Genomic DNA, 12,305 nt, shown 5'->3' on the forward strand with positions numbered 1-12,305 from the left:
CTAAAAATATCAGATTTGATAAATCTCTGTTTCCCAGATTGCCACAGCTAGGGGATCTTTTGGAGGATTATGTAGAAAAAATTGGAGAATTGAGTCAGGCAAAGAATTAAAAACTTTTCTAACAGAGCAGTGTTAGTGAGGTTTAACGACGCGATCGCTCTTTTACTGAGTTATAAGTACTACTAACAATGGCAGTAATTATTTGTCTGGTATATTTTCGCTGTTGTGATAGTTGTGTAGCGATGTACCAATACGTTTGATACTTTATCAAGATAACTGATTTTGACCTTTGTAAGCTTAATGCCTTTGGCATATCGCAACTACGGCTTACCGAAGCGATCGCGATCGTGCAGTTCGTCAAAATCGATGATTGTCCCCTTGGGTACAATTCGATTTGGATTAATCTCGGTCATACTCATGTAATAGCCGCGTTTAGTATAGTCTAGATTGCACGTTGCTTTGAATGGCCACGCATCAGAAAGAGTTTCGCCCCCTGCACCCTGCCCAAATAATGATTACTACCTGAGATAGAACTGGCGTTAGCCATTTGGGAAGACTAAATATGAAAGCCTTCAATATTTAGTAGATGGTTAGTATTCCTGGATACCACGTAACTGAAGAAATCTCCAATGGTTCGAGAACCCTAGTTTATCGAGAGTATCGAGAAACTGACTTTTCCCTCAAAGATGATTTTGGTTTGGATCGGAGGCGATATGTCGGGTATTTAGAAGAGTTTTTAGCGATCGATCGAAAAATTATAGTGGAAAAAAATAGTGGTTCGATCCAATGCAACTCTTCTCCAGGGCTAGGTACGGAATTTGAGATATTAATTCCAGTTCAACAGTCAGCAGGAGAAACAAGTAATGCATAACACAGAATTCGAGCAAGAAATACTTTTTCTTCGTCAGCAAAATGCTCAGTTACAGCAACAACTGGCAAAATCCACCACAGAATTCAGTGCAGAAATCGCCCAATTAGAACAGAAACTTAGAGAATCAAAACAACTATTAGAAAGTAATTGCCAAGCAGAACTAACCTTCAAGGCTTCTCAAGCAGAATTACTAGCATTATTTAACGCCATACCAGATGTGATTCTCATGCTTGATGCCGAAGGACGTTACCTCAAAATTGCTCCTAGCAGTGCGCCTTTACTATACCAACCGCCTGCCGAACTAATAGGTAAAACCATGCACGAGGTTTTACCTTCTGCTTTTGCAGACTCTTTTCTCAACTGCATTCAACAGGCACTAGAAACCAAGAAAACTTTCAAAATCGAATATAGCTTGCCCATTGGCGATCAAGAAGTTTGGTTTGAGGCGAGTATTGCGCCAATGACCGAGGACACTGTTGTTTGTGTAGCTAGGGATATTAGTAATGTCTACAATGAGCTTCGTTTACGCAAAGCAGCTGAGGCAACCTTAAGTCAACAAGAAGATCAATATCGCAGCATTTTTGAGACTGTGAATGATGGCATCAGTGTTGTTGATTTAGATACAGGTAAGATTGTCGCTGCCAATCCCGCTTTTTGTCAGATGCATGGCTATTCTCAAGCAGAATTTTTCCACTTAAGTCCTACAGATTTCATCCATCCCGATTCTTTTCAGCAATTTGCGGAATTCATCAACACAATCAAGATGGGGGGTGAATTTCACACTCAGGCTGTAGATATTCGCAAAGATGGCACTTATTTTGATATAGAAGTTACAGGCAAACTCTTTAACTACAATGGCAAACCCCATGCACTTTCGGTAGTGCGAGATATTAGCGAACGTAAACTTGCTGAACAAGAGCAACGAAGACTGCTAACTATTTTAGAAGCCACAACTGATATCGTCGGTATGGCTGATGTAGATGGAAATAATTGCTATCTAAACAAAGCAGGGCAGAAGATTTTAGAAATTCCAGCATCAGAAACAAACAAATTTCATATTAGCGAGGTTACAGGACTATCAATATTAGAAAAATTCCAGAATGAAATAATACCTACCGTAGTTCGAGAAGGGATTTGGTCTGGAGAATCTATATTTCGCTGTCGCAATGGTGAAGAGTTTCCAGTTTCCCAAGTGCTGATTGCCCACAAAAATGAACAAGGCGAAATAGAATTCTTCTCAACTATTGCCCGTGATATCCGCGATCGCCAACAAATCGAAGCCCGGCTTAGACAACACGCAGAAGATTTAGCCCAAACTCTTCAAGAACTCCAACGTACCCAAGCACAAATGATTCAGGCAGAAAAAATGTCTAGTCTGGGTCAACTTGTGGCCGGAGTCGCCCATGAAATCAATAACCCTGTCAATTTTATCCACGGTAATCTCAGCCATCTTGAAGAACATACTCAAGATTTATTACGGTTAATTAACTCATATCAAATCATTAACCCGCCAGAATTTCAGAACGGTAATTGCTACTCTGGTGAAGCAAGCTACGCATTAGCAGAGCGACTCAACCCACTGCTGACTTTATGCCAAGAAATTGATCTGGAATACATTCAGAAAGATTTACCAAAAATCTTGAATTCAATGAAAGTGGGAACTCAACGCATCCGTCAGATTGTCCTGTCACTGCGTACTTTCTCGCGCATGGATGAAGCCGAGTTTAAAGCTGTAGATATTCACGAAGGCATAGACAGTACCTTAATGATTTTGCAACATCGCCTCAAAGAAAAACCAGAATTTCCCGAAATTAATGTCATCAAAAACTACGGCAGCTTACCTTTAGTAGAATGCTACGCCGGACAACTGAATCAGGTGTTTATGAATATTTTTGCAAATGCTATTGATGCCTTAGAACAAAAAACAGACAATGAAGTTTCTCCACCCACAATTACCATTCATAGCACGTTAAGAGATTCTCATTGGGTCAAAATCGCGATTGCCGACAATGGTTTAGGGATGCCAGAAGGAGTTGAAAAGCAGGTTTTTAATCCATTTTTTACCACCAAGCCTGTGGGTAAGGGAACAGGTATGGGAATGTCTATTAGTTATCAAATTATTACCGAAAAACATGGTGGTAAATTGGAGTGTTACTCAAAACTAGGTCAAGGAACAGAGTTTGTGATTAAAATTCCAATTCGGCATTAGATAGGCAATAGGCAATAGTCAAGAAGCCTCTTTGAGCTATACGGAATTTTTTCAAGAATCAAATATGAGTTTTATATTAATCAATTTAGTTTTTAATTTGGAGTGAATTAAATAAAATGCGATCGCTTTTGCTGAAAAACCTTTGTGAAAGTCAATTTTTTTAACTAACCACAGAGGCGCAGAGAACACAGAGAGAAGGAAGAAATGTTTAACTAAACTGTATTGTTTTTTAATTAGGTTTGCGATCGCCTGCGGTGGGCGGGTACGCGATTATAGTTTAAACCTGGATTTCTCACAAGTGAGAAATGAGCGTGAGTGTGGGGGGTGTGGGGAGTGTGGGGAGAAAGAGGAGGAATTGAATAACTGCACATCAATGAACGCTGCATTGCCTCCCACACCTCCCACACTCCCCACCCGAACCACACAATACGTGAGAAATTCGGGTAAAGTGGCCGCCCCAATCAAGCTGGAGTGGTCATTTTTCCGTCTAATTGCCCAAACGAGAGCTAGATGGCAGTTTGGGGGGATGCTTGAATTTTGGAAAAAAGCGATCGCACTGACGACGGTATTCAAGCGGACGCGAACAGCGCTTCGTAGGGAAGATAGGAAAAATCGAAGCTGCCATAAAACGACAACTCAGCCTAATGGTACCCTCAAGGGTACTATTAAATACGTTTTTTGGTTGATATCGTAGCTTTTGAGTACAGCGATGGAGACAATATTTCCTCTAGCTGGCATTAAAAATTACAGGTTCAACAAAAAATGATTATGAATTCACTCAAGAAGTCCATGCGCTTGACCAAAATTTTAGCATTTGCTCTATCATTTCTGATTTTCTGTTTCTCTACAGAGGCGATAGCAGCACCAAGCACCCTTGCTACTTTAATTATCACGGAAAAAGCGGCAATTACTGGAGGCAAGTTCAGTATTGACACAACAACAACACCTTTGCCAGCGACAACAGTTATTCGCTCTGCTAAACTTTTTTTACCAGCAGGTGAAACTGGAACAATCAATAAGATTCAAATTACTGGCCCAAATGGACTTGAATTTGGTTGTCAAGATATTAAGGTGAAGAACGGTGTTGATTTAATTAAAGCCTGTGGTGGCCCTGCTGTTTTAGAAGCTGGAGGAGCAATTACTTATGTAGCTGAAGGAAGTGGTTTTGCACCAAAGCTTAACACCAAATTAAAAGTAGTTTTATCGGATGAGTTTTAGACACTAATTTTAACCTGACTTAAAACCAAAAATTGTTAAATGAACTATTGGGGTAAAGGTTTTTTCTTTACCCCCTTTCTCTTTGCATTTTCCCCAAAAATCGACAAATATTGATTGCCTATTGCCTGTTGCTTTATCCCAACGAAAATTATTTACGCCCACTTACTTAGGTTTATACAATTTGTTTGTGGCGGCAATCAATCAGCATAGCAATGATTGTATTGTCTTAAGAATAAAAGGTGTTATGACTGCCGAACTACAAGTCGGGCAAATAACCCTTCTTCTGCAATCAATTTTGAGAAATTACCCATCTGCACTACATTACCTGCATCAAGAACATAAATGCGGTCTGCATGACGAATTGTACTGAGGCGATGGGCAATCACCACTCTGGTAGCATTTAATTTGGCTAAACTTTCAGTCACAATTGCCTGGGTGCGATTATCCAGAGCGCTGGTTGCCTCATCCATTAAAATAATTTTGGGCTTTGCAACTAGCGATCGCGCAATCAATAATCTTTGCCGTTGTCCCCCAGAAAGATTGGTACCACCTTCAGCAATGATAGTATGCATCCCCATCGGCATTTGCTTGATATCATCAGCCAAACCTGCCATCTGTGCGGCTTCCCAAGCTTCTTCTAGAGAAACCAAGGCTCCGGCGGTGATATTATCAAAAACTGAGCCAGTCCCAAATTTGCCATTTTGCAATACTACTCCCAACTGCCTGCGTACAGCCTGAAGTTCCAAATCTGCTAAGTCTTTGCCATCATAGTAGACACTGCCTGTTAGTGGAGTCTCAAATCCCAGCAACAACCGGAATATCGTTGATTTACCACTTCCAGAAGGGCCAATAATCGCCACAAACTCTCCTGGTTCAGCATGGAAACTGACATTATTGAGAATTAAGTTGCCATTTTCTGAGTAGCGAAAACTCACGCTTTCTAGGGCAATACGACCACTTAATTGACCAGGGTTAACTTTGGTTGAGCCATCTTCAGGCTGCGATCGCCAAATCGGTTTTGCCCGTTCCCATATTGGTACAATCCCCCAAATCTCAGATACAGTATTGCTCAGGTCAATTATCCCTTTGATGAAAATTGTCAAGGCATAGTTAAAAGCAACAAATATACCAAGTGTGAGGCGTGGCTGGATCAACAGCATCGCCAATCCGAAAAGCAATATAGAACTGACTAAGGGTAGTGCTTCATTGAATACAGACATACCATCTTTAATCTGTTGCCAATTCGCTTTTAGCCGGATTTGCTGGCTATACTTTTTTGCCCAAGCCGCAAATGCCCGTTCTTCTGCCATTGCTACCCGCAGTTTGGCAACACCGTTGATTAGTTGGACAGTGAGTCCCTGAATCGCGCCATTGAGTTCTTGCTGTTCGCGGGATTTCTTTACCAAGCGGAAACTTGCAACTGTCGTAACCACGGCAGCAAAGATTGCTAAACCCACTCCCACCAGCGCTAATTGCCAGCTGTAAATAAACATCAACACTAAATTGAGTAAGGCAAAAACCCCACTCAACAACGTTTTTTGGGTAGCACCGCTCAGTTTTTGATGAATTTCCCTCACCGCCATGACACGGTTAACTAAGTCTCCGGCAGTATATTGACGAAAAAACCTCGGACTTAATCTCAGCAGGCGATCCCAAATAGCTGGCTGCAATACGCTATCAGTGGCGCTTTCAACTCGGAGGGTAATAATACTTTGGGCAATTTGAAAAGCTAGCTGTCCAAAGGCGACTGCAAACATTACCAATCCTATCTGCCACAGTAAAGCGCGATCGCTATCTGGAATAGCATTATTGATTAAAATTGCTGTTGCTTGTGGTGCAACCATTCCCAATATCGTCCCCAGTAGCCCCACTACTAAAATACTAGCGATGTCTTTTTCATAACCTTTAACCCCAAACCGAAGTAAATCGATGGCTTTGAGTGCAACTTGGGGCAACGGTCGATACAGAACGTAGGCAGATGTTGTCAGTGTTTTTGCTACTGCCTCATTTACGGGGATGCGAGTTCGCGCAACTGGATCAAAGATCACATAATCCCGCTTATCTGTGGGTAACAAAGCTACTGGGCGCTTTTCTAATTGGGTATAAGCTAACATCGGCCCTTGATCTTGCTGCCACCAGCCACTTGCCAAAGTCACACGCCGGATACGAATTTGCGATGATTGGGCGATCGCTGCCACAGGGTCTTTAATTGAATTAAAATTATCTGCGGCTGGACGAATCTCAATTCCTAATGTCCGTCCAATTGCTCCCATTGCTACCAATAGAGGCGGCCCCTCTTGAGATACAGCTTCTTGCTGTGGTTGCAATACTGTTGCTAAGTCAGAGAGTGCGCCCTCAATTACTTGCTGATTAAGTTGCTCTCTTTGCTGAAACTGCCGAAATTCTGCTTCTGCTTGCTTGTTTGCTAGCAATCTCAAGTAGTGAAAAAAATAAGTATGTAAACATACTAAGCTACTGGGTATTTCTTCATAACTTGGTAAATCTGCGGTTGTTAATACTTGTCCAATAACTGCATTTTCTGCCTCCAGCCACATCGCACTCGTGAGGGGAAAAACTGGCGAGGCGGGATTCAACGTTAGTTTCTCAACTCCCATCCAGCTAACATTACCTTGCTGCAACTTCACCCACACAAATGTTTGTTGCCACAGATGTAGTGCCTCACCAGTGGATAATGAAAAATCCTGTCCTGATGTCTGCACAATGTTTAATGGTGTTGTCAAAACTGTTTGCTGGGCACTAAGAGACTGACTTAAATGATTTACCCAACCTTCTAAAAGCTTTATGGCTTGAGAGTCAGCCTCTGCAATTCCCTGAACCAAATCAACCATTGACATCTGGCATAATTGGGTAGGTTCAATTGCGATCGCGACAAAACTCCACTTACTTTCTTTCGGTAACAAAGCTGCACTAAACAATGCTTCTCCAGCGTTGACATGAAACAGATAGCGGCGCTGCTGCCTTAGTAAACTGTTATCAAGGAAAGCTGGACGTACAGGGCGGTCTTCCTCCAGCCTCCAGCCTCCTTCAATAACTCCAGTCGCAAACACAGCTAATGTTCCAGACTGCACTATCCAGAGTGTTTCTGAGTCATTTAACAATACTGGTTCGTTTGCCTGAAAGGAATACAGTTCAGAAGAAGGATTCACCTGCGGGCTACTCATTGCTAAACTATGCCTCTGCTGCGTGGAGTAGGCGAACATAAGTTCCGCCTTGCTGCCATAATTCCTCATGGGTACCACTTTGGACAATTTTACCTTGGTCTAGAACAATAATTTTATGGCAATCACGAATTGTACTCAGGCGGTGGGCTACTACAATACATGAGCAACCACGCTGTCGCAAGTTACGGTTAATAATCAATTCGGTTTCCACATCGAGGGCGCTGGTTGCTTCATCCAGTACTAATATTGTGGGATTTCTCACCAAAGCGCGGGCGATTTCTAGACGTTGGCGTTGCCCACCACTAATATTCATACCGCCTTCAATCAATTCAAAGTCATATTTGGCAGGCATAGAAGCGATCGCATCATGAATGGCTGCATCCTGACAAGCTTGCACCAAATCAGCTTCTGGCACAGTTGAATCCCAAAGAGTGATATTATCTCGCACAGTCCCCGCAAATAAAAAGATATCCTGCTCAACCATTGCCAATGAGTTAGCCAACACAGAACGCTTAATTTGCGATCGCTCTACACCATCAAAACAGATTTCCCCTGCCCAAGGTTGATAAAGACCACAAATTAATTTAGCAATAGTAGATTTCCCTGAACCACTTCCCCCCACAAGCGCTATGCGTTGTCCAGGTTGAACAGTTAAGCTAAAATTTTCAATTAAGGCAGGTTCCACCCGACTGTAGCCAAAGGTGATATTTCGTAACTCAATATGTCCCTGTAATTGCCACAGAGATGAAAAAGTAATTTCTCCCCCTGCCCCCCCTGCCCCCCCTGCCCCCTGCCTCTCCTCCACTTCCAAATCAACGGGATTTTGCAGCACATCATCAAGGCGGTTTAAATCAGCTTCTAAATCTTGGAGTGTACTACCGAAATTAACGAGGCTATTAACTGGCTCTAAGAAGCTCAGTGTTAAACTTTGGTAGGCAACGAGCATCCCAATACTGAGATTACCATTCATTACCTGAAAGCCGCCAACCAGTAGAATAGAAGCTGTGGTCAGGGCTGTCAAAATCGTTGGTAATGTGGTGAGAATTTGAGTTTTTAAGCCTAATTCCTGTTGGGCGTTGAGTGCTTTAGCGTAATAACCCGCAAACCGAGCAAATAAATCTGACTCTAGCCCAGAAGCTTTGATAGTTTCTATCGTTTGGATGCCACTAACTGTTACGCCGCCGACTTTGCCATATTCTTGAGCCAAGCGGATATTGGCATCGACACGAGTTTGCGATAAAAATAGGAGGGCGAAAATATTGATTGCAGCAAAACCAACTGCGATCGCACTCAATAATTGGTCATACTGAATCATTATCAGCAGGTAAAAAACCATCATTACTGCGTCAATTAATGTGGTTGCCAAAGGCCCTGAGAGTGCTTCCGCCACTCGGTCATTCAGTTGCACCCGACTACTGATTTCCCCTGCAAAACGTTGGTCATAAAACCCAATAGGCAATCGCAGGATATGCCAGAGAAATAGTCCTGATGTGCTGACTGACAACTTAACCATCAATCGCCGCAGATAAGTCAGCCGCAGTCTCGCAAGGAATGCCCGCAATATAGTAGTTAACAACATCCCTAACAACAAAGGTCGTAACCAATCTTGCCGGTCTTGGATTAAAATCTCATCGATAAACACTTGAGCAAAGGCTGGCACCGCTAACCGAGGCAATGTTAACAACAACCCAGCCAGCAGACAAAACAAGATAGTAACTCGTGAGTTTTGTAAACGGGTAGTTAAAGCCGAAATAATGTGATTTTTTTTGCCGCCCTTCTGGAAGTCCGCTCCTGGTTCCATTGTCAGCACAACACCAGTATATGCGCGATCGAACTCTTCCCAACTTACTGTTCTCCGACCATTGACAGAATCATTGAGGTAGACACGTTTTTTGCTATATCCTTCTACCACGAGAAAATGGTTAAAATTCCAAAAGGCAATGTAGGGAAGACGGGTAGCTGTCACCTTTTCTAGAGACAGTTTTAAACCTTTAGCATTGAGTCCATAGTTTTTGGCAGCTTTGATAATATTAAAAGCTTTACTCCCATCCCGCGAGACACCACATTCTTCACGCAGTTTAGCCAGTGGCACAATCCTGCCGTAATAGCTAAGAATTATTCCCAAAGCAGCCGCACCACATTCGACCGCTTCCATTTGTAAAAGTGTAGAAGTGCGAACACGATTTGGTTTAAATTTTTGAATTGGGGATTGGGGATTGGACATGGGGCATTGGAGAATTAAAACTTGAACGTTGAGCTTCCGAAGGTGAACATTGAGCCTCTGAGGGTGAAAGTTGAACTTCCGAGAGTGAACGTTGAACTTCCGAGGGTAAACGTTGAGCTTCTGAGGGTGGAAGTTGAGCTTCTGAGGGTGGAAGTTGAGCCTCTGAGGGTGGAAGTTGAGCCTCTGAAGGTGGAAGTTGAGCCTCTGAGGGTGGAAGTTGAGCCTCTGAGGGTGGAAGTTGAGCCTCTGAGGGTGGACGTTGAGCTTCTGAGGGTGAAAGTTGAGCTTCTGAAGGTGAACTTTCAAGTTTTAACCCCAATGCCCAAATTAACGCGATGTGCAACTTATCCTTAGAACCCCTCTCCAAACCTCTCCCCCACAGGGAGAGAGGCTTTGATTTTTGCTCCCCTTCCCTTGTAGGGAAGGGGTTGGGGGTTAGGTTTGAAAGAAAGTTGCACACAGCGTAAATTAATAAATCCCCGTCCAAGATCGCAGCATAGGAATAATATAAGAAATCGGTGCTTTTTCTCCAACTTTTACTTGAACAGAGGTAGTTGTACCAGAAGATATTTTTAAAGCTGGTCCGTCAGAAGATGACCATTTGTAGCCACTTATTGATGTCGGATTTTCTTGGAGTTGGACAAAAGCTTGCACCTGATTTTCACCTTTAGCGGCAAGGCTGGCGGCCATTTCTTTGTTACCAACGATCGCTGTAATATCTTGTGTAGTTACCGGAAATGAAGAAATATCTGCGATCGTTCCGACAATACCACCTTCGCGTTCACGTTTGGCAAAACTAGGAGTTACCTGTACAGCCATCCCCGGCTTGATTTGCTTACCATCTTTATTAGCAAAGTAAACAAGGCTCATAAGCTTTGAATTTGCTTCTTCAGCTTCGATTGACCCTAAGCGAGTACCCGGATTCATCATTTGACCGGGGACAGCACTCACTTCCAGAATATGACCATTGTATTTGCTGATGATTCTACTTTCTTGAGATAGTTGGAGTTCTAATTGGGCTATACGGCGCTTTACTTCCCGAATTTTATTTGTTTTGTCAATTGATTGCTTCAGGTCTTGCTCACGTAATTTAGTATTTTGAGTATTCAGGTCTTTAATTTTTGTTTTAATTTCGTCAATTCTATTAAGATTTTCCAGATATTCTCGTTGTGTGGTGGTTTCTTGGATTTCGAGATCCTTGAGTTGCACGTCAATATCTGACAGTTCGCTTTGAGTGTTAAAATATTCCTGTTCAGCTTGTACCAACATATCTTGGCTGATGACATGCTGCTCAAAAAGGTGACGACGATTATCAACTCGTCCTTTAAGAGTTTTAAGTAAATAATTAATTTGTTGTTTGCGAGAGTTAATGCTTTGACGTTTTTGAGCGATCGCTCTCAGTGTTTGATCGCGTAACTTTGGCGCACCTTGCTCTCGACGCAGATTATTTTCCAAATCCATTCTCTGCTGTCCAAGAGTAATGATTTGTTGGTCAATCAGCAGCTTTTGTAACCTGTCAGTTTCTTGATTTTGGGTTTGCAGTTGTTGCAACTTTACTTGCTCTTGCTGTAGTTGCTGCTTTAGCGCTGATTGGTCGATGATACCCAGCACATCACCTTGTTTAATAACATCTCCCGCCTTTACCTTCAGAGTTAGTAACGGGCCAGAACTGGGTGCTTGAAATTCTACAACATGGTGCGGTTTAATCAAGATACCTTGACCTGTGACAGTCAGGGGAATTCTGCCGAACACACTCCAAAGGCCAGCTACAGCAACCACAAAACTCAAAGTAGATAAAGTCAACCAAGCTTGAGGCTTGACTACATTTATCGCTTGATCTAGCTGTTCTGGTGAAGATAAGCGCTCTAGAGCTTCTTGGCGAAAGATATGGCTGTGTTTGAGTTGCATTGTTCTCCTTCCTGCTGATGGCACTCAGAGCCTCAAGTCTTCTAGACCTTTAAGATTAAAGTGCGATCGGGGAGAACTAGGGGAGAAATAAGGGAAGCGATCGCTTCTACTGCTTCAACCTGGATTTCTCACAAGTGAGAAATCCAGGAGTGTGGGAGGTGTGGGAGGATGGGGAAGAAATCTTACCCCCCACACTCCCCACACTCCTCTGCCTACAGTATGGTGAGAAATCCGGGTTCAACAAAACATTATGGACAGTCTACAACGCTGGGATGCCTATGACTTCGTTGATAGTCGCACCAAAACATATTTATAGCAAACTGTTATCAATTAATAAATAGCTCCATCTTGTCCCAATGCCAAATAGTTAGTCTGCGATCGCGATCATTGTCAATAATTGTTGATATTGCCAAGTAAATTCAATGCTCTTTTAGGGCATCCTGAAGGGGCAGAATTTGCAATCTTGACGGGTACAAGTGTCCGGCATTTTTATTAGAAAATATCCGATTTAGGTTAAGAATAAAACTATACCAATTTAAGGGCAGAGTTTTCACTTACCTCTTTCGATAGATTTTTACTTAAGTGTCTTATCTGTCTTAACTGTCCTTGTGTCACTTTTTCAGCCATGCTAAGTTTCGGGGTGAAATGAGCAACTGTGCAGAAAGTTACGCTCTAATTTCAAGTCTTAAACAT

The 12,305-nt window shown here is 42.6% G+C and carries 9 protein-coding genes; 4 read left to right on the plus strand and 5 right to left on the minus strand.

Features of this window, described 5'->3' with window-relative positions:
- Nucleotides 1-142 precede the first annotated feature (142 nt).
- On the minus strand, nucleotides 143-313 hold the full coding sequence (locus FD724_RS10850) for a hypothetical protein (RefSeq protein ID WP_159402477.1): 171 nt from the start codon (nucleotides 311-313) through the stop codon (nucleotides 143-145).
- A gap of 273 nt (nucleotides 314-586) precedes the next feature.
- Here FD724_RS10850 and FD724_RS10860 point away from each other — a divergent pair, with 273 nt between their 5' ends.
- The 4 genes from FD724_RS10860 (at nucleotide 587) to FD724_RS10875 (ending at nucleotide 4,298) form a co-directional block, all read left to right on the plus strand.
- Nucleotides 587-871 carry a HAMP domain-containing histidine kinase gene (locus FD724_RS10860; protein WP_179072634.1) on the plus strand — a complete coding sequence of 95 codons (285 nt, stop codon included), beginning with the start codon at nucleotides 587-589 and terminating at the stop codon, nucleotides 869-871.
- Entirely contained in the window at nucleotides 864-3,080 is a 2,217-nt protein-coding gene (locus FD724_RS10865) for a PAS domain S-box protein (protein ID WP_179072635.1), read from the plus strand. Before FD724_RS10860 ends, FD724_RS10865 begins: the two co-directional genes overlap by 8 nt.
- A gap of 373 nt (nucleotides 3,081-3,453) precedes the next feature.
- The gene (locus FD724_RS10870) at nucleotides 3,454-3,774 is read left to right on the plus strand and encodes a hypothetical protein (RefSeq protein WP_179072636.1); all 321 of its coding nucleotides are present in this window, start codon (nucleotides 3,454-3,456) and stop codon (nucleotides 3,772-3,774) included.
- A 74-nt stretch (nucleotides 3,775-3,848) separates the two neighbouring features.
- Nucleotides 3,849-4,298, plus strand: coding sequence for a hypothetical protein (locus FD724_RS10875; protein WP_179072637.1), 450 nt, complete (start codon nucleotides 3,849-3,851; stop codon nucleotides 4,296-4,298).
- 242 nt (nucleotides 4,299-4,540) lie between these two features.
- Here FD724_RS10875 and FD724_RS10880 read toward each other — a convergent pair whose 3' ends face one another.
- From FD724_RS10880 to FD724_RS10895, 4 genes are all read right to left on the minus strand, one after another.
- Nucleotides 4,541-7,480 carry an NHLP bacteriocin export ABC transporter permease/ATPase subunit gene (locus FD724_RS10880; protein ID WP_179072638.1) on the minus strand — a complete coding sequence of 980 codons (2,940 nt, stop codon included), beginning with the start codon at nucleotides 7,478-7,480 and terminating at the stop codon, nucleotides 4,541-4,543.
- Nucleotides 7,481-7,487: 7 nt separating this feature from the next.
- The gene (locus tag FD724_RS10885) at nucleotides 7,488-9,704 is read right to left on the minus strand and encodes an NHLP family bacteriocin export ABC transporter peptidase/permease/ATPase subunit (RefSeq protein ID WP_179072639.1); all 2,217 of its coding nucleotides are present in this window, start codon (nucleotides 9,702-9,704) and stop codon (nucleotides 7,488-7,490) included.
- Nucleotides 9,670-10,071, minus strand: coding sequence for a hypothetical protein (locus FD724_RS10890; RefSeq protein WP_179072640.1), 402 nt, complete (start codon nucleotides 10,069-10,071; stop codon nucleotides 9,670-9,672). The genes FD724_RS10885 and FD724_RS10890 overlap by 35 nt, the downstream gene beginning before the upstream one ends.
- 101 nt (nucleotides 10,072-10,172) lie before the next feature.
- Nucleotides 10,173-11,612 (minus strand): NHLP bacteriocin system secretion protein, encoded by a 1,440-nt coding sequence (locus FD724_RS10895; protein WP_179072641.1) that lies wholly within the window; start codon nucleotides 11,610-11,612, stop codon nucleotides 10,173-10,175.
- Between the last annotated feature and the right edge of the window lie 693 nt (nucleotides 11,613-12,305).

It is taken from the genome of Nostoc sp. C057 (genome assembly GCF_013393925.1).
Classification (GTDB): domain Bacteria; phylum Cyanobacteriota; class Cyanobacteriia; order Cyanobacteriales; family Nostocaceae; genus Nostoc; species Nostoc muscorum_A.